Annotated in this window: 20 protein-coding genes; 14 read left to right on the forward strand and 6 right to left on the reverse strand. The window is 42.7% G+C overall.

The annotated features are described in order from the left end of the window. Window positions 1-51: 51 nt before the first annotated feature. Together ACJAZP_RS00365 and ACJAZP_RS00370 are read left to right on the forward strand one after the other, a co-directional pair. Window positions 52-411 (forward strand): hypothetical protein, encoded by a 360-nt coding sequence (locus tag ACJAZP_RS00365; protein ID WP_415228740.1) that lies wholly within the window; start codon window positions 52-54, stop codon window positions 409-411. Window positions 412-761: 350 nt separating this feature from the next. Next, window positions 762-1,691 carry a glucosaminidase domain-containing protein gene (locus tag ACJAZP_RS00370; RefSeq protein WP_415228741.1) on the forward strand — a complete coding sequence of 310 codons (930 nt, stop codon included), beginning with the start codon at window positions 762-764 and terminating at the stop codon, window positions 1,689-1,691. 143 nt (window positions 1,692-1,834) lie between these two features. Here ACJAZP_RS00370 and ACJAZP_RS00375 read toward each other — a convergent pair whose 3' ends face one another. The 3 genes from ACJAZP_RS00375 to ACJAZP_RS00385 form a co-directional block, all read right to left on the reverse strand. Next, window positions 1,835-2,344, reverse strand: a complete 510-nt coding sequence (locus tag ACJAZP_RS00375) for a CIA30 family protein (RefSeq protein WP_415228742.1) — start codon at window positions 2,342-2,344, stop codon at window positions 1,835-1,837. 280 nt (window positions 2,345-2,624) lie between these two features. Next, window positions 2,625-3,383 (reverse strand): SDR family NAD(P)-dependent oxidoreductase, encoded by a 759-nt coding sequence (locus tag ACJAZP_RS00380; RefSeq protein ID WP_415228743.1) that lies wholly within the window; start codon window positions 3,381-3,383, stop codon window positions 2,625-2,627. Then, entirely contained in the window at window positions 3,370-3,792 is a 423-nt protein-coding gene (locus ACJAZP_RS00385; RefSeq protein WP_415228744.1) for a thiol-disulfide oxidoreductase DCC family protein, read from the reverse strand. The genes ACJAZP_RS00380 and ACJAZP_RS00385 overlap by 14 nt, the downstream gene beginning before the upstream one ends. 732 nt (window positions 3,793-4,524) lie before the next feature. Here ACJAZP_RS00385 and ACJAZP_RS00390 point away from each other — a divergent pair. From ACJAZP_RS00390 to ACJAZP_RS00435, 10 genes are all read left to right on the forward strand, one after another. Beyond that, complete coding sequence (locus ACJAZP_RS00390; RefSeq protein ID WP_415228745.1) at window positions 4,525-4,761, forward strand: hypothetical protein; 237 nt, start codon at window positions 4,525-4,527, stop codon at window positions 4,759-4,761. Between the two features lie 7 nt (window positions 4,762-4,768). After that, the gene (locus ACJAZP_RS00395) at window positions 4,769-5,299 is read left to right on the forward strand and encodes a glycoside hydrolase family 3 C-terminal domain-containing protein (protein ID WP_415228746.1); all 531 of its coding nucleotides are present in this window, start codon (window positions 4,769-4,771) and stop codon (window positions 5,297-5,299) included. A gap of 568 nt (window positions 5,300-5,867) precedes the next feature. Next, entirely contained in the window at window positions 5,868-6,287 is a 420-nt protein-coding gene (locus tag ACJAZP_RS00400) for a glycoside hydrolase family 3 N-terminal domain-containing protein (RefSeq protein WP_415228747.1), read from the forward strand. Between the two features lie 932 nt (window positions 6,288-7,219). Continuing rightward, window positions 7,220-7,699, forward strand: coding sequence for a GspH/FimT family pseudopilin (locus ACJAZP_RS00405; protein ID WP_415228748.1), 480 nt, complete (start codon window positions 7,220-7,222; stop codon window positions 7,697-7,699). Continuing rightward, a complete protein-coding gene (gene pilV / locus ACJAZP_RS00410) occupies window positions 7,692-8,243 on the forward strand; it encodes a type IV pilus modification protein PilV (RefSeq protein WP_415228749.1) in 552 nt (183 codons plus the stop codon). Before ACJAZP_RS00405 ends, pilV begins: the two co-directional genes overlap by 8 nt. A gap of 94 nt (window positions 8,244-8,337) precedes the next feature. Next, window positions 8,338-9,300, forward strand: coding sequence for a prepilin-type N-terminal cleavage/methylation domain-containing protein (locus tag ACJAZP_RS00415; protein ID WP_415228750.1), 963 nt, complete (start codon window positions 8,338-8,340; stop codon window positions 9,298-9,300). Window positions 9,301-9,310: 10 nt separating this feature from the next. Next, window positions 9,311-9,841 carry a PilX N-terminal domain-containing pilus assembly protein gene (locus tag ACJAZP_RS00420; protein WP_415228751.1) on the forward strand — a complete coding sequence of 177 codons (531 nt, stop codon included), beginning with the start codon at window positions 9,311-9,313 and terminating at the stop codon, window positions 9,839-9,841. A gap of 81 nt (window positions 9,842-9,922) precedes the next feature. Further along, entirely contained in the window at window positions 9,923-13,090 is a 3,168-nt protein-coding gene (locus ACJAZP_RS00425) for a pilus assembly protein (RefSeq protein ID WP_415228752.1), read from the forward strand. 167 nt (window positions 13,091-13,257) lie between these two features. Continuing rightward, window positions 13,258-13,728, forward strand: coding sequence for a type IV pilin protein (locus ACJAZP_RS00430; RefSeq protein ID WP_415228753.1), 471 nt, complete (start codon window positions 13,258-13,260; stop codon window positions 13,726-13,728). Between the two features lie 260 nt (window positions 13,729-13,988). After that, window positions 13,989-16,856 carry a UvrD-helicase domain-containing protein gene (locus tag ACJAZP_RS00435; protein WP_415228754.1) on the forward strand — a complete coding sequence of 956 codons (2,868 nt, stop codon included), beginning with the start codon at window positions 13,989-13,991 and terminating at the stop codon, window positions 16,854-16,856. Window positions 16,857-16,962: 106 nt separating this feature from the next. On the opposite strand, the gene ACJAZP_RS00440 is transcribed toward ACJAZP_RS00435, so the two are convergent. Both ACJAZP_RS00440 and ACJAZP_RS00445 read right to left on the reverse strand, forming a co-directional pair. Continuing rightward, entirely contained in the window at window positions 16,963-18,204 is a 1,242-nt protein-coding gene (locus ACJAZP_RS00440; RefSeq protein WP_415228755.1) for a leucine-rich repeat-containing protein kinase family protein, read from the reverse strand. A gap of 128 nt (window positions 18,205-18,332) precedes the next feature. Beyond that, window positions 18,333-19,937 (reverse strand): SagB/ThcOx family dehydrogenase, encoded by a 1,605-nt coding sequence (locus tag ACJAZP_RS00445; RefSeq protein ID WP_415228756.1) that lies wholly within the window; start codon window positions 19,935-19,937, stop codon window positions 18,333-18,335. A gap of 507 nt (window positions 19,938-20,444) precedes the next feature. On the opposite strand from ACJAZP_RS00445, the gene glgA reads away from it, so the two are divergent. Beyond that, complete coding sequence (gene glgA, locus ACJAZP_RS00450) at window positions 20,445-21,926, forward strand: glycogen synthase GlgA (protein ID WP_415228757.1); 1,482 nt, start codon at window positions 20,445-20,447, stop codon at window positions 21,924-21,926. A 559-nt stretch (window positions 21,927-22,485) separates the two neighbouring features. Beyond that, window positions 22,486-22,965, forward strand: a complete 480-nt coding sequence (locus ACJAZP_RS00455; protein WP_415228758.1) for a hypothetical protein — start codon at window positions 22,486-22,488, stop codon at window positions 22,963-22,965. A 61-nt stretch (window positions 22,966-23,026) separates the two neighbouring features. On the opposite strand, the gene ACJAZP_RS00460 is transcribed toward ACJAZP_RS00455, so the two are convergent. Then, window positions 23,027-24,370: an MATE family efflux transporter gene (locus ACJAZP_RS00460; protein ID WP_415228759.1), complete on the reverse strand. Its 1,344-nt coding sequence runs from the start codon at window positions 24,368-24,370 to the stop codon at window positions 23,027-23,029. Window positions 24,371-24,539 lie beyond the last annotated feature (169 nt).

Genomic DNA, 24,539 nt, shown 5'->3' on the forward strand with positions numbered 1-24,539 from the left:
TATAATATGTTACTCTTGGATCCTGTTGTTATAGAAAGGAAAGGGTCGTTAATGAACAAGCCAATCAAAGCAGCGCTATTATCTGCTTTTATTTTTCCCGGTGTGGGGCATCTGTTATTCAAGCGCTATATTTCTGCGGCGATATTGGCCACAACGGCCTTTACCATCACTTATCTGTTGGTTGCTAAAGCACTCGAAAATGCAATGTTGATCGTTGATAAAATTCAACGTGGTGAAGTCGCCGCAGATATAACTACGATTAGCGAATTAGTATCACAACAGCCCTCAGCCGATGGTTTTCTGAGTACAGATCTAATGACCACCATACTGCTGATTACTTGGTTAGTTGCGATTATTGATTGTTATAGAATCGGCCGCTCACAAAAAAACAAAGCCGAACTTTCAAAATAAGTTTAAAAATCTCAGTTACACCGAATTCAATTAACGCTTGATGGGGCGTTTTTTCTTGGTTCTTTTTTCTGCTTATTTGGAAGAGCAGATCTAAATCCCGTTTTACTAGCCTCTTTATTTATATAAGAATTTAACTCTTTGATGATTAAAAGATTATACAGTTTTCATAAAAAATAAACGGAACATGTCATCAAGGTAAAAATTGCATCTCTGTAGTTAGAAATATGTTAAAATGCCTCCTCTTTAGCACAACAAAAAACAGCTTGGCGCGATCAATTAACAGCCAGGCTGCTTAATAAATTAGCCCTATTAATATATTTATGGCTATTTTACTCTTAGGAACTCTGCCCATGAAAAAACTCTTTTCTGCCCGTTATACAGCTGTTGTACTGAGCAGCTGCTTTCTGATAGGTGCCTGTTCCTATGTAATGAACAGTGGTACCAGCAAAAGTGAAAAACTGATGGCAAACCCTGTTGAGGTCAGTATCACTTCCCTTGATGATTTGAATACTTTATTTGATAAATACCAATACAACGATGAAAATTGGGATAAAGGCAGCCGCGAAGTGCCGCGTATTACCTTTGAAGGAGTCGGCAAACATTGGGCTGAGGGATCAAAAAAACTGCCCGTAGAAACTAAAAAAATGATATTTTTCCGTCTCATGACACCACTGGCATTAGTTTCTAATGAAAATATTTTACGTGAACGGGAAGTTGTTAAAAGCAGTCCGCTGGATGCAAGCAAACTTAAAAAAATCGCCCTTAAATATCGCGTTATTGAAGAGCAGAGCGACGAGTTGAATGAAGATAAACGCGCAGCATTACTGACCCGTGTTGATGTTTTACCCCCGTCATTAGCACTCGCACAAGCGGCCGAAGAGAGTGGTTGGGCGACCTCGCGTTTCACACAGGAAGGTAACGCTTTCTTTGGACAGTGGGATTTTACCGGTAACGGCATGAAACCTCGGGCTCACCGGGAAGAGCTGGGTGACTATGGCGTTGCGCGTTTTGATAGTCCGCTTGCTTCGGTTGAAGCTTATATGCTTAACATTAACAGCAACAGCTCATATCAGAAATTACGTACGTTACGCAGTGAACTGCGCGCCGACGATAAAGCGGTTACCGGCATAAAATTGGCGGGAACTCTGGATAAATATTCCGAGCGGGGACAAGAATATATCGACGGGCTGCGTGCCATGATCCGCTATAACAAGCTTGAGCAATTCGATCAGGCGTATTTATCTGATAATAAATTAATCCACTTAATCACAGAGTATTAATATCACTCTGTTTATAAACATCACAATAACGGAAGACTGTGCATACATCCTTCCGTTATTAATCTGCTAACTCTAAGCCATTCTCAAATCTGCAATCAGCAGCGTAAAACACCCTTTCTTAAAAAGCATTAATTTTGGTATATTTATAAAAAGCCAATCTGACTGATATCTAACCTGAAAGCTTGCGGCTGTTTATCTGCAAGCAGAATGCTAATTTGTTTAACGTCCGCCAATTTTAATGGCGGCGCATCGTCAACGGTTGTTCCTCTATAGGTAGGAATAAATTCTTCTTCTTTAAAAATCAAACTGTTCCAGTTGTTTGCCGGCGCATTAAACTCAACCTTGTAGGCAATCGCGCCTGTTCCCGTATCCGTTCGTAAACGTAACTGATAGCGACGATCATCCCCTTTGAAAGTCATAGATACTTTATCTTTTGCTGCTATTGGTTTAATGAGAATATATCGGGCTGAAGCAAAACCGCCGTTATTTGCAAATGAAAGTTTGCCGCTAAAGCTGAGTATGTTGTTATCGACTGATATTTTACTCTGTGAAATCCCGCCCATCACGGAGTCATTCACTATCACCCATCCGTCAATAAATTGTTTGCTGTTAAAGTCGAGCTCTTCGGCCAGACTGTGGTTTATGTTTGTCATTATTAGCACCAAAAGTAGTCTATATTTGCTCGTTAAAAAGTTCATCCAAGTCACTCTCATGGTAGTCCCGGAAATTTTTATCGTAAGTTGCAGTTCGTTACTAAATGCTTAGTAGACCTGTTTATTTCGCTAAAATTTATCAGACTATATAAAGCGTTCATGTTTGTCTGATTGACAGTTCATAGGCCCATTTAAAAGATGGTCTCTGTGAATGAGATAGGGAAGATTTAACTTACCTATGAATTTACTTATGAGCTTACCCATACACTTGCCAATGCACTTACCAATCAATTGTTTTGCCCTGCCAGTCAATAAAACAGGCTTGCTGGTCGGAAGCGTAATTTTCTAAGGCAAATGGTTTAATTAAAGATAAAAGCTGAGTAGCCACAAACTCAGGCTTAAATAATTTTTCCGGCGCCACATTAGACTGGAAAGGTTGGGATAATTTTGTATCAGTGGTGCCGGGATGAAAGACTATCAAGCGGACGTTTTTAGCGCGTCTGGCATATTCAATGGCAGCGGTTTTTACGAACATATTAAGCGCTGCTTTGGACGCCCGATAACTGTACCAGCCACCGGCACGATTGTCGCTAATACTGCCCACCCGCGCACTGAAGACCACAACGGTGCAGGGCAGCGGGTGCTTAAGTAAGGTAATTAATTGTTGCAACCACAGGCTCGGAACCACAACATTCACGTGCATCACCTTTTCAAATATATCGACAGAAAATTGCTCTATTTTTTTCTCCGGTAAAAATGAGCTGTCGTGTAAAATGCCGTTGCACACAAAAACCTGCGCACAGGGAAGACAAGTCGCTTTTATGTTCTCAATAATCGCCTTTATCTGTTCCGGGCTATACGTGCATTCAATTTGCTTTAATCTTTTTTGATTAAGCAAACGCTGCTCAAAGTGCGCCGGAAAACTGCGGCTAATCGCATAAACCACAAGTTCATCATCTAATAGCAGCTTATCAATCAGAGCTTTTGCAATGGCACTGCTTGCGCCGATAACAAGGGCGCAACGTTTAATCTCGGTCATTGTTTTTTCCCGGTGAGTTATGCGCTGATTTTATTTCACACTGGCCATTTTTACAGCTTTTTTCCCCCATTAATAGGCTTGAAATACGTATTCGGTGTTTTGCAAATAACAGGTAGCACCAATCGGCAAAGGGTTTGATAATAGGAAAACGCAGCACCGCAAGCCAGGGTTTTTTACCCACCAGTCGCCATGCATGACAGGTCACATCGAGTCCGAGCAGTGTAACGCCATTCAATTTTCCATGCAGTATCTCAGTGGCCTTGCGTTTGTTTATATCGGGAAATTTCTGCTCAAAATCGCTTTGGTGAATATCCTCCAGCTGAATGTTATTGTGCAGGTCATAACGGCGTAATGCCTGCATTTCCGTTGAACAGAGCGGGCAGTTTCCGTCGTAAAAAATCGTTAGCATGACAAACCTCAAAGACTTAAATGATTGTTAAGCTTAACATACGTACCAACTCTGCCGTTGGATCTGTTTGTTTCTCGATCTTAATATGATCACTGAATTAATCCGATATTTTCTTCAATATGATTTTGTTTATTATTGTCAGAGGATAGTCTGTTATCGCAACGGGGCGAGTTATTGTTTTATAGTTTGCTGAGTGCCCCCAAGCAGTTTACAAAACGCCACATCTGTGGCTAAATTTACCCGGACTTCTGGTAGCATAGTCAGCATTTTTAATATATTAACTTTGATTAAAAAGAGTATTTTCCCTAACTGTAAAACAAGATAACAATCAAAAAATAAGCTAACTTTGACGGTACAGTATTGCAATAAGGCGATAATTAACCACAAAAGTGCTCTATACCCTCTAAAATATTTTCTAAATGCTGGTGTTAGCAAACAAAGTGTAAAGATGAATATGATATATAAACATACTCAATGACAGAAAGCGTTGCTGGCCTGCTGACAGGATGACTATAGAAGAAAAGATTGGACAATTATACTAAAAACAAATATTTGAATATCAAACACTTAACATATCGATCTGAATGGTTTTATATACCTTTTTATTCAGATTGACATTTAATTTTTATACATTGAATTTGGCTCATCTTTTTAACGAATTGGATACTTACCTATGAAAACCGAAAGAATTAGGATCGCCTAGAAATACATTGTCCCCTGTCAGCCGTCAAGTTGCTGACGAAGGTATCTTACTTCTGGAAAACAAAAACGCGACACTACCTATCAAAAAAAGGGGAAAATATTTCTCTTTTTGGTTGTTGTCAAATAGATACTTATCGCAGTGGTACTGGGTTTGGTGCTGCTGTTAATGTGCCTTATGCGGTCAACGCATTACAAGGACTTCGTGCCAATCCTGCGATTGAAATTAATGAAGCGCTTGTAACAATCGGTGAACAGTGGATTGTATAGCATCCATTTGCCGACGAGTTCATTAAACAGGCTGCTACTAACTCAGATAAAGCGTTATTTTTTTATCGGCCGCACCGCAGGTGAAGATCAGGACTGTGCAGATGCGGCGGGTAGTTATCGTCTGACCGATGTTGAAATGCTAATGATCGAAAAAGTTAACACCTATTTTGACCAGATTATTATTGTTCTTAATGTGACCAATATTATGGATATGTACTGGCTGGAGTCGATAAAAAATAAACAATCTATTCAAGCCGTCCTCTATAGCCGGGCAGCCGGTATGCAAAGCGGTCACACGTTAACTGATATTCTTTGCGGCGCTATCTCACCCAGCGTTTGTCTGAGTAAAACTATCGCTTATCAGCTTTCTGACTATCCATCATCCGCTAATTTTGGCTGCAAAGATTATAATCTATACATTGAAGATATTTATCTTGGATACCGTTATTTTGAGACTTTTAACTCGCAAGCCGTCCAGTATGGGTTCGGGCGGGTCTTTCATATACTGAGTTTAGCCGCTAACTGGTTTCACACTTAGTACAGGGTATTGGCATTAACCAACTCCTGCATTTTGATATTAAAGAGGAAACCATCGGATCGAAATTTAGTAGTAAAGAGGTTATCCAAATTTATGTTGAGGCGCCGTAAGGCCGTCTTGGTAAATCAACACGTGTATTAGCCGGCTTTGTTAAATCCAATATACTTAATCCAGGTGAATATGAAATTGTTCTCCTTTGTATCACACTTAAAACACTGGCTCCTATGATGACAGTGGAGTAACAGGACACCGTAATTGCTACGTTATTGAACCGGGTTGTTATTAACTTTATGTCGGCGCTAGCGTTCGCCACGCGCAGTGTATCAGTACAACGTTACAACTGGATCAGCTATTAGTAATAGAACAACTCACTGAAGCACTGGCGCCGATTAAAGCGTTTGAGCGACTAAAACTGGCCTGCTAGAGGGGAATGGTCTTTATCAGGCAACCTATGAGTTAGTCCCGTGGCGGCAGACGGTCCTTCTGGAAATACTCATGGACACTGACCATAAAGCCATGCAAGTGACTATCTGTACGGTACTGGAACAGTGAGCTTGATGAGCAGTTATTGTATCTTGTAGGGCAAGAGCTTGGTGCTAATCAGATTGACACTTTATTAGGACCGGGTATCAATATTCACCATCATCCGCTTAATGGCAGAAACTTCGAGTATTTCTCTGAAGATCCGTTAATTACCGGAATTATGACTGCGGCACAAACCCGCGGCTTTGAAAAAGCTGGCGTATCCGGCACCATTAAGGACTTTTCTGCCATTGACCAAGAGACCGTGCGAGTCGATGTTGACAGGGTAATGTCACAGCGCGCGCTACGCGAAATTCACCTTAAAGCCTTTGAAATGACCACTAAAGAGGGCCATACGTCAATCATTATGACATCATATAACGCTATTAACGGGTATTGGCCGCCTCTAATTACGATCTCAACACCACTATTTTACGTGGTGATTGGGGGAGGGCTGGGATTGTGATCACCGACTGGTGGGCTAAAATGAACGATCCGGTGGCAGACAACACGCTTGAATCTATAGAGAATGGCACCTTGACCGTTGGGTAAGTGCAACGTAGTGCAATGAACATCTGTCGTTTTATCATGGAAGCTCTCGTGATGGGGCGTCTACTTAAGGCTTATGAGCTGATTAAGGCGTTTTCAGAAAATAACGACATTGCCACTGTTAATGCACTGCGCATTGAAGATAAAATCAAACTAAATTGTAAAACCAATATCAGTGTGGCTATTGCAGTTTCTAAGTCTAGTATCTATCAATGTAACGGCCTTCTTCGTTATAATCGAAACTCACTTGCTCAATCTTCTTGCAGTCTGGGTTTCACGGCATATTTAGTATATCTCTTACGGTTAACGGCACTATTGACAAGCTGGCCACTATTTAAGGACTGCAGGTAAAACTGGAAAAAGGGCGCTACGAACGGTATCTGGATTTCGTAAAATCTAGTGTAGTACTTGAGTCTCTTATTTTTACTAAAGCGTGAAAAACACACTGCGCTGCATTATGCGTTGTTGAACTGCGATCACTATTGTTCTTCGAATCATCTCTTTTTTACATCTATCTCCTGTACCTAATTAGTGGAATTGTTATTACTTTGACCCTTCTAGCTGATCCGGGTTAGTCAGTTGTTGTGATGTAGATATCAGTTCCACAGAAATGTGAATATGAAATTAGGAAATATTTAGGAAGCGCTTTATCCTCAACAGGAAATTATAAAAAAATTGTAAAAAAATTGTTTTATAGTCATCTGTTAATTACAGAATGATTGCACCGCTATCAATGAAGTACTCAAGTATTACGTCGGGAAAATAGATAAAATTCTGATGAATTATAAATAAGAGTTAATGATATAAATGCAATATTGTTTAGGGATTGAACAAACTTATGAGTTTAATATGAAAAAAACGGGCTTCACTCTGATCGAGTTGCTGGTGACAGTGTCTATATTTTTAACCTTATTATTTATTGGCATCCCCAGCTTTAAGGATATGATTGACAATAGTCGGATAGTTTCAAGCTCCAACGAGGTGCTTGGGGCATTTAATTATGCCCGTATGGAAGCTGTTAAACGTGGTAATACCGTCCATTTAGGGCAACGAAATGGTACTTGGGCTAGTGGTCTTGTCGTGTGGGTGGATGCAGATGCTGACGACACAATGGACCCAGGTGAAGAGTTACGTTTATGGGAGCCCTTAAGCAGAGAAAACACCTTGGTCAGTGCTAACACTATAACAAGTTTTGTCTTTCAGGCCACCGGAGCGGTTGATAATGCGGATCAATTGACTATCTGCGACAATCGCAGCGGAGAAAAGGGGCAAACAATTTCTATATTAATATCAGGGACAATCTTTGCTGAGAAGGTGACTTGTGTATAAACATAATCAAACCAACAGACAGAAACGATTAATGACGCGAAATCAGCAAGGTAGTTCACTGCTCGAGGTGTTGATCGCAGTGTTAATTCTGGGAATTGGTTTGCTCGGGTTAGCATTTCTGCAGATGGTTAGCCTTAAAAATATTAATAACTCACAATTTCGCACACTGGCGACAGTCTATGCCTATGATATGGCAGAACGCATGCGTTCCAATCAAACTGCAGTCTCCGCCGGTAATTATGATTCAATCACCGCTATAGTGAATGATCCTCCTGGCTGTCCCCCCTCGTGTACTGTTGCACAGATTGCTCAGCTTGATGGCTACCAATGGAATCAGCAAATTAAACAAGGTTACTATGTTGGAGAATTAGGATTAACGGAAGAAGCTAAAAATTTCAATATAGGAGGATTACCTTCAGGTATCGGCACGGTTACCAAAAACGGCAATGTCTATGATATCAAAATCGCCTGGCAGGAGCAGCAGCGTGATAGTGCAGGCGGTAATGTGGATAGCGTTGAGTTTACCCTTTCCATTCAGCTTTAAAAATTTAACGGCAGCAGTAAAATTAGCAGGAATAAGGATGTTAATACAGGAAGTTGCATTTGAGATTAAAGGATCTATTTAGGAATATAGGGATATGGCTACAATAAAAAATTGCCGTTTAATACAGCAACGCGGGTTTACATTAATAGAACTGATGATCTCCATACCGCTTGGCTTGCTGGTCATGTTTGCTGTACTGAAAATATTTACCGCCAATGTAGAGGGGGTTAATTTACAAAATGCCTTTTCCCGCGTGCAGGAGAATGGCCGCATGGCAACTGAACTGCTGATCCGCGATATCCGTGGCGCGGATTATTGGGGTTGTCTGCGTGATACTAGTTTGATAACTAATAATTTAGATACCAGTGATGATGATTATGTATTGGCCACGCAAATTCCGACAGGGTCAAGTGGCATTGCCGGAGAAAATAACGTCGACTCAGGCATAGAAATCGCGGACATTCCTGTCAAAGAGGCAACCGACACACTAACCCTACGCGGTGCCAGTGCTATCGCCAATATAAAGATTGTTCCTCCCTATGCGCCCGCTTCATCTTCGCAGATCAAAATCAACTCCGAGGGATATATTCCCCCGGGCACGATCATCATGATTGGGGATTGTGGGGGAGCTGATGTGATTTCAGTTACCAACAATAACGGCAACAACGACACTGTAGTCCATAATAGCGGTACCATAAATATTGCTAATTCGGTGAATAATGCACACGGAAAACTCTCGCGCAGTTATTCCAGCAGTTCACTACTGATGACTCCCTACGTTAAAACTTATTTTATTGGCCAGAATTTAGCCGGTAGTTATTCATTGTTCAGTAGTGATAATGGCGTGGCTAATGAGCTGGTGCGAGGCGTTACTGACTTACAGCTGGAATATGGTGAAGATACAGGCACATTTTCCGAGGCTTCTAGCGTAAATATGACTGCAGTGCGCTCCATTCGTTTTAGCATTGTTGCAGAAAGCAGCAGTGGTTCAGGAAATGCCCCCTTAGCCAGAACCTATACAGTCACCTCGAATATACGCAATCGTACATTACAATAAGGTGCACAAGATGAAAATTAAAAAACAGTCAGGTGCCGTTTTGGTGATAAGTATAGTTATTTTACTGGTCTTAACCTTTTTGGTGCTCTCAGTCACTCAATCCGGAGTAGTACAGGAAAAAATGACTGCGGCGGTGCGTGATTCACATATCTCGCAGGAAATAGCTGAGTCGGGTCTTAGAGATGCTGAACATTATATTGAAACACTGGTCACCATCAACGGATTTAATGATACGGGCAATGGTGGATTGTATACGCAGGAGAAGGGCCCGGCAGATCTCTTTGATCCAAGCATCTGGGCGGACAGTAAAACCCGAGTCGCGACAACCAGTGTTTCCGGGCAGTTGGAAGCAAGCTATTATATCGAATATCTGGGGATACAAAACCTGTCGGATGATGATTTAGGTGCGGTTAATATAACCGGATACGGCACAACAACGGGCGGGGGTAATCTAAATATTTTTAAAGTTGTCTCCCGCTCCTTGGGTGCTAATGGTAATAGTGAGCGTATCGTTGAGATATATTATGGAAAGCGTTTATAACTTAGGTCTTTATAGCTTAGGTATTTATAACCTAGGCATTGATAACTTAAGCATTGATAACTTAGGCAAAGGAAGGTCACAATGAACAGAATATTCACAAAAACATTGCTCAGCGAGATAGTGGCTGCGAGCCTCTTTTGCGCTCCTCTTGCCTTAGCCGCCGAATTGAACCTTTCATCAACCCCCTTAATAACAGCCGCTGCCGTGGCACCGAATATGATGCTGCTATTGGATAGCTCCGGGTCGATGAGCAATATTGTCCCGGATTCTCCCTATAATGCTGACACTTATTCTTATACCTGTGAGGATGGCTTAGGTAACGGTAGCCGAATCGATATTGAAATTGAGAGTAATGGTGATGCGACAGTGGGTGGTACAGCATTTGGCAACGGATCTGCAGAAGCTTGTTTCGATAATGGCAAGCTTTATAATGCCCGCCTCTACGCTAATGGCGGTACATCTCCTTCGGGTTACTTAGATGCATCTTATACAGGTCATTATTTAAACTGGTATTTTGATAGCGAAACGAACGGTTTTGCTGACGGTAAGAAAACGGGGACTTTTACCCGTATGGAAATAACCAAAAAAGCTTCCATTAATTTACTCGATGAGTTAGGGGATATTCGTATTGGCCTTGCAAAATACAACGGCAGCGATGGTGCGCGGATTCTGGAAAATATTGACGACCTGAGTACTATTAAGAGCAATCTAACAGCAGCAATCACCGGTATAAGCAACGATGGTATGACTCCGCTAGGGGAATCGTTGGCTGACATGGGGCGTTACTTTACCTTAGGTTATCCAGCAGCCTCTTCATTGGTAATTCATCCCGATGCAGATGGGAATGGGACAAGTGTCCCAACAAATGGGGTATTTACAAATAGTCTTGCATATAAATCAGGCGTAACAGCCCCCTCTGAAGTGACTCAATACTGGTGCCAGCAGAATTTTGTGGTGGCAATGACAGATGGTGTCCCGACAAACGATAGCAACGTGAGTAGCTATTTAAGGGACTATGATAATGGCACCGGAGAGATATTAGATGATGTGGCGCTTGCGATGTTTGATATTGATTTACGTCCGGATCTCAAGAATGGTACTAAGCAGATAAAAAACAATGTGATAACCCATGTTATCGGTTTTGCCGATGCCGACGTAGTCAATAGTACTTTGATGGTAAATGCGGCTGCAAACGGCGGCGGTACTTTTACTGGTGCAGCAGACAGTGCGGGTTTGGTGAGCGCATTTCGCAGCGCATCCAATAGTATCTTTAACAAAGTAGGCACCCTGGCGTCGGTGTCATTTAATACTAGTCAGCTTACCGCTGACAGTGGACTGTACACAGCAAACTTTAATACTGCAGGTTGGAGAGGCAGCCTGCAGGCCTATCCATTGTCTGGCACCGGTGTGGTAGAAGCACAAGCTTGGAACGCTGCGACCAAGCTTGATGAAATGGATTATACCGATAGAAATATATTTACTTATAACCAGAATTATTCTTTGGGTGGTGATTTCACCCGTACTAATTTGAGTACTGAGCAGCGAGATGATCTCAATGCCGGCCCGGCAGGCGCTGCCGACGCTGATGTAGATCTGCTGATCAACTACCTCCGCGGCGATCGAAGTAATGAGGGGACAGGTGCAACGAACTATCGCACTCGTAGCAGTCGACTGGGTGATATAGTCAATTCAACGGCAATGTATGTGGGTGCGCCATATTTAAGCTGGCCAGATTATGGCAGCAACAATATGTTTGGTGCGGCGGACAAAGACTATTCCACTTTTAAAACCGACAATGCGGCGCGCACACCTATGGTATATGTGGGCGCTAACGATGGCATGCTGCACGGATTTAATGCGTCGCTCTCGGGCACTAATGCGGGTAAAGAACAGTTCGCTTATATACCGGGAAGTATTGCTTCCGATGCTGAACAAGCCGGATTACATTATCTGGCCGAACAAAATTATGCGCACCAATTTTATGTTGATCTAACGCCGACCATCAGTGATGTTTATATCGGCAAAAAAGGATTTTTAACCACTAGAGGCTGGCGTACCCTTTTGATTGGCGGATTACGCGCTGGCGGTAAAGGTCTGTTTGCGCTGGATGTCAGCGATCCTGAAAACTTTGCTGCACAGGACGTATTATGGGAATTCAGCAGTGCTGATGATCCCGATTTGGGTTACACCTACAGCAAGCCAACCGTGGCCATGATGGCTAATGGAAAATGGGCGGTGATTGTTGGTAATGGTTATAATAGCGGCGACGGTAAGGCCAAACTGTTTATTATCTTTATCGAAGAGGGCCTGGATGGTACCTGGGATACGGGGGATTACATTAAAATAGATACGAGTGATGCTACATCCAACGGATTATCAACGCCGCGTGTGGTTGATATTGACGGAGATGGGGTGGCGGACCGTATCTATGCCGGTGATTTACAAGGTAATATGTGGGCATTTGACGTCACCTCGGATGATCCCACTAAAAAGAACAAGGAATGGGAAGTGGCTTATCTAACGAGTAATGCAAATGGCGCTCCACCTGCCCCCCTCTTTACTGCGACCGATAGCAGTGGCAATGCTCAACCGATCACCTCGGCGCCGATCCTGTCAACAAACCCGAATACATCACAAGGTGATCCTGATCTTTTAGTGTTTTTTGGTACAGGAAAATACCTGGAAGCCACCGATGTCACCACCAATAGGGATGAAATGAGTTACTACAGTGTCTTGGATGCTGGTGCAAGCAGTCTAACACGCAGCGATTTAGCTTCCCGCGAGTTAGTGACTAACGCGGGTTTACGCACTATCAGCGGCAGTGACTGGACTTCTAATTCCGGATGGTATTTAGATCTGCTTGACTCCTCGGCGACTCCCAGCGCGCAGGGCGAACGTGTCATTGCCGAGTCACTTATCCGCAATAATGTCTTATTCTTTAATACTGTCATCCCCAGTGGAGACCAATGTTCGTCTGGTGGTAAAGGCTGGTTAATGTCATTGGATTTAGGAACCGGACTGGCACCCACCTTCGGTGTTTTTGACGCCAATGGTGATAAGAGTATTGATGATGGTGACATAGGTTACATAGGAGAGGTTTTTGATGACGGTCTTCCCTCTGCGCCAGCTATCTTGGGTGATGTGCAATATACGGTCGGCAGCACAGGTGCATTGGAGGCGCGAGACATTCACTCGGGGGAAAGTAGTAATGGTGGACGACTCTCCTGGTTTGAACATACCCGCGAATAGGCAGGGGATTAATATGATCTATTCTGTTTGCGCTCGTTAGACGCAGATAAGAATAGAGCCGGTAATAACTGGAATGCGCAGAACAACAATTGCGTTAAATAAGATATCTATTTTAAGCAGTACAAAACAACATAAAATGCTCTAATTTGCTATAACAAGGAGTTTTAATGAACGGTCAAAAAGGATTTACCCTGATCGAGTTGATGATTGTGGTGGCTATTGTCGCCATTTTAGCCGCCATAAGTTTTCCGTCTTATCGGGACAGTGTGCGTAATGCGCGGCGAGCCGAAGCGCAGGCTACGCTACAAGGTTTGTCTCAAGCGATGGAACGTTATTATACTACTAATGGTACCTATGCGGGCGCTGCTGCCGCTGGCGCAGATACGGGCGCCCCGGATATTTTTTCGACAAAATCACCGATTGATGGCGGTGATGCATTTTATAATTTAAAAATTGTTTCAGCGGGTGGGTCTGCCTATGTGGTTGCCGCTGAACCGATTAATGTTCAGGCGGGCGATGGCATATTGATATTAAAGTCAACGGGTGCCCGGGGGTGGGATATTGATAATGATGCCGGGGGCGTGGTTTCCGGATTAGGAACACCGAATGAAGTTGAAAACACCGAGTGGACATGGTGAAGGCTTGTTAGCAAATCTGCCCGTCGTTTATATACCGAAACTACTTGAATATTCAGAATTTCGCTCTCGGATGGGAGTACAAGGCTATAGGACGCTCTTCGTTGTTAGAAGTCTTTGATTTAGAATATCTAGATAATCAGTCTTCCGCCCGGGATATGATCCTTTAGCGTCTTGTTGATACCTGCTTCTTCAAGTAATTTTGGGATAGTACTGTTAGAATAACCTTTGCACTCATCTCCGTCTTTAGGTCTTCTGTAATAATGAAATCAATCTCCTCAACTGTGTTTGGTCATTTATTTGGTCACCCAACAAGCATCTCTATGGGCCCTGACGGGGTGATACTGATGGTTAAAAATAGATCAACGAAAATTAGCTGGCAAGCCCTGATTAAACCGCCAACCTTTGATTTTGGCTGGCTCGGTCAAACGGTCAGTTTTCACCATTCCAAACAAACCTATGTGCTCTGCAATCTTGCTTATAACAGTGAGAAAAATCATAAAACTGACTGCGAGCGGTGGTGGGCGGAGGCGAATAAAAATCAATTATTTGGTTTGTTAAGCAAAACAAAAAAAGTAATTAACAGCCGTTATCTGCGCCAATCGACGGTTAAAAATATGCAGCGGGCGATCGCTAAAGAATATAACAGGTGGTTTCCCTGGGCCGCATCAAGTCAAGGCGTCGAAAGTCTTGCAAAAATGATCAAGGCGCTAGCACATTATCACCATTGGCAGGAACAACAGCTAACACTTTGCCGTGAAAGCTATATTCACAAACAGTTACAAACCCATCAACAATTTTTTGACCAGATTGAAAGTAATGCCCTAACGGACCGGCAGCGTCGAGCCTGTATTATCGATGACGATAACAATTTTTTATTGGCGGGCGCCGGCACCGGTAAAACCAGCGTAATGATTGGCCGAACAGGTTATCTGCTTAACAGCCAACAGGCTAAACCTCATGAAATTTTGTTATTAGCCTATGGCCGAAAAGCCGTCGATGAAATGGATCAAAGAATAAAAGATAAGCTCGGCACTGATAAAATAAGCGCAACAACCTTTCACAGCCTTGGGCTTAATATCATTAAACAGGTTGAAGGTGGGCAACCTGATTTATCGGTGTTCGCAGAGGATGATAAAGCCAAGTCTAAATGGATACAGGCTTGTTTCGAGGCGCTAATAAAGGAGAAGCCGCAATACCGCCGCGGGGTTCTGGAGTATTTCAGTCACTATTATTATGTTGAAAAAAAACATTTTGAATTTACCAGTCTGGGTGAATATTACCAATATCTAAGTGATAACGATATTCGCAGTTTAAAGGGCGATAAGGTAAAAAGCGTGGCTGAATTATATATTGCCAATTGGTTATTTAATCATGGTATTGAGTACCAATATCAGGCTAACTTTTTTCTTCCGAAGTTGAATATTTATATTGAATATTATGCCGTAGACGAAAATGGCAATACCGCGCCTTATATTGATAACCAGGCATACCATGCCGCGATTAACAGCAAGCGGCAAAGCCATCAGAAACATAACCGTAAATGCATTGAGTTAAGCTATGCGCAGCATAAAAAAGGGTTACTGCTTAAGTCCCTGAAGAAAAGCCTGAAAAATGCAAATGTTGTCTGTGAATGTTTACCCGATGAAATGATCTTAGCCAGTTTAAAGAAGACCGGGCGTATCAGCTTACTGGCGGAAATGTTTGCTAAATTAGTCGGCCTCTATAAAGCGTCCGGTTTGAATAAATCGTCCGAAAAACGGATTGTTGCCGCCTCCATTGACGCTAAACAAACCGCAAAAGCATTAGCATTACTCAAGCCAATTTTAGCGGCTTATCGAGCAAGGTTAGTAAGTCGTCATGAAATAGACTTTGAAGATATGATCATCAAAGCAATTGCCTATGTCGAGGCCGGACGATTTATTTCGCCCTGGCGTTATATCATGGTTGATGAATTTCAGGATATTTCCGAGCCGCGTGCGCGTTTAGTCAAAGCGCTGCGCGACAGCCATAAAGGCAGTTCTGTTTTTGCCGTTGGTGATGACTGGCAGGCTATCTACCGGTTTAGTGGTGCAGATGTCACCCTGACCACGGGTTTTGCCGATTATTTTGGGCCAACGACGCAGACTGAACTGGATCAGACCTTTCGCTTTAACAACAGCATCGGCCAGGTGGCAACTGCTTTTGTTAGTAAAAACCCTGCACAAATAAAGAAAACCATTAAGTCCTTTAAGCAGGTGAATAAACCGGCGGTTTCAATCCTGCGAAAGAGTGCCGGTAGTGTGCCGGCAAAGGGTGATAAAATAATTTCTGAGATTGAAAATGGTGCCATTGAACAGGTGTTAACGGCTATTGTTGGTAAAATTAACCAACCCGTCAGCGTTTATTTACTCGCTCGTTTTTGGTTTCAACTGCCGGATAAAACAACTCTTTCCCGTTTAAACAATCAATACCCTCTGCTTAATATACAAACCCAGTCATTTCATGCATCTAAAGGTAAAGAAGCCGATTATGTGCTGATCATGGGATTAAAATCGGGCCAACATGGTTTTCCTTCCGGCAAAGTAACCCCCGCCGTTTTAGACGTGTTTCTGGCAAAAGAAGAACAGTTTGAACACGCCGAAGAACGGCGTTTATTTTATGTCGCGCTAACTCGTGCAAAGGATAGAGTCTATATTATTGCAAATATGAAGGACGCAAGCTGCTTTGTTAAAGAGCTTGTTGAAGGGTATGACGTTGAGCTTAATGAATTTGCAATAACGGAAAATCAGGCTTCTGTTGAAAAGATACTCTGTCCAGGCTGTGAAACGGGGACGCTTAAAGCGCGGCAAAGTCGTTTTGGCACCTTTTATTCGTGTTCACACTTTCCACGCTGCGATCATAAAGAAAGCGCCTGCGAAAGTTGTCAGGGGTTGATGTCTAAAAGCCGTCATAAAGGCTTTAAAAGCTGTTTAAATAAAAACTGTGATCATATTTTCCCGCTTTGTCATCAATGCGGTGCCGATATGGTTCTGCGGAAAAGTGCTAAAGGTGAATTTTGGGGATGTAGCAACTACAGTGGTAATGAACAGATAACCTGTAAAAACGCGATTGACAGTGCAAAAATTCAGTGGCCAAAAATGCAGGGTTAAGTTTAACATCCTAATGTTGCTATCTAAATGGCCTTGCCGTCTGTCGTGAACAGCGCTGTCAAATTCTTCTGAGAACAGGCAGCATTTGTGCAGCTTCCGTGTTTTTCTAATGGATAAGACGCTGCCTAAGATGCTTAAAGCTGCTGCACAATTGATCTTCTTTTGCACAAATACTTAACAGGTCATCAATAAAATGGAACAGCGCGCGTTGTTCAATTTGCTTGATTTGCAGCTGCTGTTGAGCGTTTAGCATGTGGTACATAGTTGCCGCGCCAAAGTCGCCAAAAATGATATTTGCTTGTTCATCAAACAGCGTATTATGCGCATATAAGTCACCATGGCAGACCTGATTTTCATGTAAATGCGTAAATACCGCTTCCATTTGTGCAACGATTTTCTCAATTTGCTTAATAGATAAGCTAAAGTCCGGCGTAAAAGTATCACGGGTACAGCTTTTAAAGCAGGGTGGTAGTCCCAAGTTATTATAATGTGGGGGTATTAAATCCATTATTAATGCTAAATAATCGGGTTCATTGACCTGCGCTAGCGACTGCACTAAATTAGCATGATGACCGACTTTTAAACAGGCTTGCAATTCATCTTCGGGATAGCCGTCACTGGTGACTTCACCCTTAAAGACTTTAACCGCAATATCATCGGGGAAGCTGCTTTGATCCGTATTCCAAACGGCTTTGGAGATAACTCCGGAGGCACCCTGACCAAGCACGTTTTGTAAGCTGAAGCTCGATGATGATAATGTCGGTACCGTATTGATTTTAACATTTGAGCGGCTAAAGGGGTTACCTGCAAAAGCAAACCAGGCAAGCTTGGGTAATCCCAGCAATTGCGCCGGACATTCGCTCAGTCGGTTAGCGGAAATACGGACCAATTCAAGGTTTTCAGACTGAGCCAGGGTTTTGGGCAGTTCTGTTAAACGATTACCCGCCAGTGCCAATTTTTGCAGTCGCGGCCGTTCACCCAAAGAGTCAGGTAAAATTTTAATGCGGTTATCGGTTAATATCAACCAGCGTAATCTGGCGGGTAATGAGTTGGCAGGAACCCGGTTAATAATATTTGCTTTAAAGCCGACCATTTCTAAATCAGAACATTGACCCAGTACTTCAGGTAATGTTTCAAAGAGATTGTTGGATGCAAAAATAATTTTAAGTTTGGTTAACCGGGCAAGCTCCTCGGGCAATGAAGTTAATTGATTATTGGATAAATCAAGAATCTCCAGGCTATCGGCCAGTGATAAAATCTCGATCGGGAATGAAGTTAAGTTTTCAGATAAGGCTAATCGTTTAATCCCGTTTAATTGGCCCGATTTAAGCTGTGCAAGTGTCTGCAAAATGATCTTCCCGTGAGTGCTGGTAACAAAACGGCTAGTCTACTGGAAAAATCATTAAAAAGGGGATGAGCGGGCGAATTGCTTGTTAATAATAGCAATTCGCTGATAGTTCAAGCAAAACAGAGCTTTTATTGTTTTAAATGAAAATAAGCCGGTTTGCTGGCTATCCGTGCATCATCTATCGCTTTACCGACGGTGAAATGATAAAGCGTTTGCCATTGATCATCCTTCAGACCCAGTAACTGGTGCACTTGATCATCGAAGAAACAACCTATACCTGTGCCGCGCAGACCAAAAGCTTCTGCCTGCAGATACAATACCTGGCCGATTAATCCGCTTTCCCAATATAAAGTGGGATAACAACTTGGTGATTTTTCTAAAGGGGCGGCAAAATTTGCCAGCATAGCCAATGAAAAAGCACTTTCACCGGCGATATCCTGATCACAGCTAACCGCTTTGGCAATCGGTCTGCAATTTCCAGCTTGTAATAAGTACAAAGGTTGTTGTTCAATGACCTCTGTCCACTCAAAGTCACTGTCCATTTGCGCTTTTAATAACGGCAGATGATCCTCATTTCGTACCCAAATATACAAACCTGGTGCTAGTCCCTGTACATTATGTACAAATAAAACAAGGTCCAGCTGTGCCTCGAAAGGTAAAACTGAAAATGGGATGGTATTGCCGGGCAGGGTTTTTTGCAGGTTATGTAAAAAGGTGTTTAACGGCAGGTGACTGCTTGCTCTGTCATAACTTTGTGCACTGCGGCGTTGGCGAATAAGTGTTTCGGCATTGGCTGTGCACAGGCTCTCTGTCTCCGGGTTAATAATAGTGGTCTTTTTGGCAGGTGTTAATTGTAACGGCTCCTGCTGGCTGGATGAGGCAACTTGGTTGATAATCGGCCAGTCGATATGAACCTTACTCAGTTGATTCGCTGAGTGTGAATAATTAAGCGTTGGCAGCTGATTCAACCATTGATCAATAGCTGCGAGATCAGGTGTTGTCCGGCTCACCCAGCAGACACAATCGGCAAACTCGGTTTCTGCCTGCACATGGTTTGATTGTGCAAGCGCAAAGAGACTTTCTGACTTTTCAGCGGAGATATTGGGCAATACTTGAATCTGCCAGCCATTGAGGTTGCAGGCAATGTTTAATGCCGCTAAGGCATGGCCCAAATCATGTTGACAATAACGGTAAGCACGCTCGCCATATTTCCATGCCTCCCGCCAGGCAATACTGCTTAGCATTAAGGGAAAACCATCCATCTTTTTTAATGCCAGCGCTGCATCATCGGGTATGGTTGCACGTTGTTCAAGAAGATGAACATAGGGGTTGTAATGCACACTGGCAGCCGCTTGCTGATCGACTTGCGGCAATAGTAAATAACACTCGGTGGGATGCAGGTTGCCGCTGGATGGATTGATGCGCAGTGCCCATTCTGAACCTTGATACTCTTTCCAGGCGGAAAGCCCTAAACTGAGCTCCAACATACTGGCAATTGATTCTACAGAGATGGATTCCGCTGTTTTTTCAGCTCTCTGAAAAAGTGCGGAATAGGGGGAATCTTTAGTTTTTTGTAACAGCGGTAAAGGGATTTGTTGTGCCCCTTCGTAAAGCCGGTAGGGTAATGGCTGATTTGCCCAGTCCATATAACCTGGTGCACGCGCATATCGGCCAGGCTGGTGTTTGCTCTGCTGGTGGTAATTTTTGATTGTCTGCAAGGCGGTTTGGCTCATTATTTACCTCAAGATTATTAACTGGCTGATAACTATAGAGGTTGTTGTGTCTAATTTAAAGCGGGCATTTGTAACAATAGAACAGCTACTGAGGTATGCTGATTTTTGTAAGCTATCTTTGGGCGTTTATCTGCTTATAAAACAAAAAAAGGTGTTGCAGCCATAGTGAAAATTTAAAGCCGATGTGAATAACAATGTACTACCTTATGAAAATTCTCAGCTGCTGATGACTTTCTCAAAACAAATCAATCACGTAACCATTAAAGATCGCTCGGTGATCAACCGATCTTGGCGGTTTGTTAATAGACAGGGCGGCTCACTATCTGCTGTGAATTACTGATAGAACAAGCAGATAACGCTTTAAAGTATTTGAGTTCGTTACTTTTCATAGTAATCTCTAGGTTGAAAAATCATCATTGCGCTTATTTTAAGATTAGTCTGATGATTTATTTTGCGCCGCAATGCGGCTTCGTTGAGCAAATAAGTTAAGATTTAAGGTGACAGATAATGAATATAGTTTGGGCAACAAGTGAGGCAGCACCATACGCTAAAACCGGTGGATTGGCTGATGTATCATACTCATTACCTTACGCTTTGGCAGAGAACGGGCACAATGTTTCAGTTTTTATGCCTTATTACCCGCAGGTGATGGGCGACAAATGTGATGATACGGTATGTGTACATGAACTGCTGGGTGTCCCTTTTGGCGAAGGAAATGAGGAATGGGCTCGCATCAGACGGCACAAGGTCAGTGAAAACCTCTCTTTTTATTTTATCGAGTTTAACCGTTTCTTCGATCGCCCTAAACTGTACGACTGGGATGGCAATGAATACACTGACAATGCCGAACGTTTTATATTTTTGAGCCGTGCAATTATGCAGGCTGTGCTGGCACTGGATATCAAGGTTGATGTACTGCACTGCAACGATTGGCATACGGCAATGTGCAGCGTTTATTTAAAAAGTGCCCTGTACAACGGATTTGAAAATTTCAAGCAAACCAAGTCGATTATCACTATCCATAACATTGGCTACCAGGGTGTGTTCAGTAAAGCGAATCTTTACTGGACAGGACTTGGCTGGGAGTATTTTAATGTTCATTGTTTCGAATTCTACGATCAGCTTAATTTCTTGAAAGCGGGGGTATTGACCGCTGATATGGTCACCACCGTCAGCCCAACCTACGCTGGAGAGATCCTCTCTCCAGAATACGGATTTGGCCTGGATCATCCTCTGCAACACCGAGCCGTTCAAGGCAAACTGCGCGGTATTTTAAATGGCATCGATGTCATCGAGTGGAATCCTGAAACAGATAAGTTACTGCCTTACAATTTCTCGCACAAAGACTTGAGCGGTAAAGTTTTATGCAAAGCAGAACTGCAGAAGGAATTTGGCCTGGAAGTGCGCGCCGATGTGCCGATTTACGGCGTAGTATCGAGGCTTGCCGAGCAGAAAGGGCTAGATGTCTTTATTGCATGTTTAGATAAGATGCTTGAGGAAGACGATGCTCAATTTGTGATTGTGGGCTCCGGAGAGAAATGGCAAGAGGTTGCCTTAGCCGATTATGCTAAAGCCTACCCGACTCGATTTGGATGCCATATTGGCTACAGTAACAAGCTTGCTCATCTTGTTGAAGCGGGATCAGATTTCTTTGTTATGCCTTCAAGGTATGAGCCATGCGGGCTTAACCAGATGTACAGCATGAAATATGGCACCGTTCCTATTGTAAGGTCAACGGGAGGGCTGGAGGACACAGTCAGCAACTATTCCGTTGAAAATATCGAGAGCGCAACCGGGTTTAAATTCTACGATCTGTATCCCGAAGCATTAAGAGAAACAATGCGCTGGGCAGCTTCTGTATACCGTAACGATTATCCGGCATTTGAAATAGTGATGAAAAATGGCATGACCAGTGACTTTTCATGGCATCACACGGCCGTCGAATACGAAGATTTATATCAACGTGCGAACACTAAATTCGGATTATAGATAGACAGTCTATCAATAATTCTTAGTCTTGCATTAAAAAATGGCAGCCCTAAAAAGGTCTGCCATTTTTTTGCTTAAATTATCCCCCTTCGACTAAATGCTCATCTGTAATTCCTGCTTCTAAAACCGCTTTATTCTGTTTATAAAGCTTCATCTTTCTGTAACATCTGTTTTCTATAATCGCCATTGTGGTTTTGATTTGAGAAAAATTTCAATCGAAAATGAGCGCAATCAGCCTAATATTGTGATCTGTTGTAATGATTTTTTTGTGCGTTTAAAAACGGCAAACAGATCAATGCTTTATAGTCTTTATAAACGTTGTCAGAACATGCTTAAAATGACAAAAAAAGTAACTGGTATTGACGTTAAGTTCACGTTTACACTTCTAACTTATTTTTTTTGCGAAAAATTAAGTTAGTCTAATCGGCGAAATAAAATCCGCCTTTTATTGATTTTTTAACCTATGCTTTTAGTGATAAGTAGGGTGTTTTTATTTAAGACGGCAATCATTGAAAATGATGCTGTATTTGATTAATTTAATAATAACAGGAGGATATTTATGAATGATATGTCTCGTATAAAGCATTTAGCGATTGATCGCTATCATGGGGATCGTTTGGCTAATAATGGACCTGTGCACTGGGAGCGAGCTTGGGAAAATGCCAAACTTTTAATCCCAATCACCAAGGCTAATCCAATTGTTGTGCAGCTATTTTGTTATCTCCATGATTGTTGTGCTGTAAACTGCATAGAGGAACCGGATCATGGTCCTGCCGCTGCTTTTTTTATCAAACAAAATAAAAAATCATTCTCTTTTTTAAGCGCGCAAGAGTTTAAATTGTTAGTGGATGCCTGTGCTGAGCACACCTTTCATGCATTGTCGCAAGATCCAACCATAGGGACCTGTTGGGATGCCGATCGTTTAGATTTGGGCCGTTTGGGTATTTATCCAAAAGCCGAATTTTTTTCGACGCAGGCCGCAAAAGATCCACAGATCATTGAGCGTGCCTATCAAAATAGTATCGCTAAAGTTGCATAATATTTGCCGTGATGATTGTCAGGTTATTAAATGCCTGCTTTTTTGATTTATCGGTCAGGCACTATACTGCCAGGCGCTTTTGTACCACCCAGAGATGTTTTCCTAATAATATCGCGGCAACCGTTAAACCTGCCGTAATACCAATCCAAAATCCTTTTGCGCCAAGTGCGGGCATAAACAGATCGGTCATTGCCAGGCTATAACCCAGTGGTAATCCAACTATCCAATAAGCAATAAAGGTGCGTGAAAATATTGCTTTCATCTCTTTGTAACCGCGCAGGGCGCCAGCCGCTACAACCTGAATAGCATCAACACACTGGTACATGGCAGAAAATATTATCAGCGTAACCGCTAATAAAATCACCTGTTGGTCATCGGTATAAAGCTGTGCTATCTGTTGTTTGAATATTAAGGTTAATAATGCGGTGACCACCGACAGAGATAAACCGACAATAAACCCCGCATAACTGGCATTTTTAGCTTCCGTTTTGTTTGTTTGCCCGAGGTTAAAACCAACTCGAATACTGACCGCATTGGCAATGCTCATGGGGAGCATAAACACCATGCCGGCAAAATTGATCGCAATTTGATGGGCTGCCACTATGCTTGCGCCTAGTGGTGCGATTAAGAGCGCGACGATGGCAAAAATTGAGATCTCAAAAAACAGCGCGATGGCAACCGGTAAACCAAGGCTAAAGATGGCTAATTGCGTTTTCATATTAATGGCTGAGAAGCATTTAAATAAAGGGTAATAACGAAGTTTTTTGGCATGCCGCACATAAAAAATGAGTGCCAACAGCATCAGCCAATAAACGAGGGCCGTTGCCACGCCGCATCCTGCGCCGCCCATGGCCGGAATGCCTAATTTTCCATAGACAAAAATCCAGTTCAGTGGAATGTTAATAATTAATCCCATAAAACCTATCACCATTGCAGGTTTGGTGAGTGACAGACCTTCTATATAGTTACGCAGTGCCTGAAACAATAAAAAGGCCGGTACGGCGGGTAGAATAGCGTGCAGATAGCGAATCGTAATATCTTTTAAAATGGGGTTCATGTCCATGATATTAATAAGGTAACTGGCGTTATATAAAATCAAAAAGATGGGAATGGAAAGTAATAAGGCCAGATATAAACCTTGCTGACCGATCATCGGAATGCTCTCTGTGTTGTTGGCACCATGTGCCTGCGCCGTGAGCGGAATAAGCGCCATTAATACACCCACGCCAAACAAAATGCAGGGTAACCAAATACTGGTCGCAACGGCGACTGCCGCCATGTCATTTGCGCTAACACCACCGGCCATCACTGTATCAACAAAACCCATGGCCGTTTGCGCAAATTGTGCGATAAAAATGGGGAAACTTAGCTTGAGTATTTTTTTGATTTCTCGGGAGTAAGGCACAACACTTTCCAATTGAATAGAGGATAAAATTTACAACTGATTTATACGCGTTAGACACTGCTATTGCAATCTTAGTCGCCGCAAAAAAGATAGGATAAGTATCTTGTTTTAAAAAGAAAAAAAGGCATAAAAATGACGGGAGCGTAAACTGTTAATAATTATATTTGTC

This window comes from Psychromonas sp., from assembly GCF_047632955.1.
Classification (GTDB): domain Bacteria; phylum Pseudomonadota; class Gammaproteobacteria; order Enterobacterales; family Psychromonadaceae; genus Psychromonas.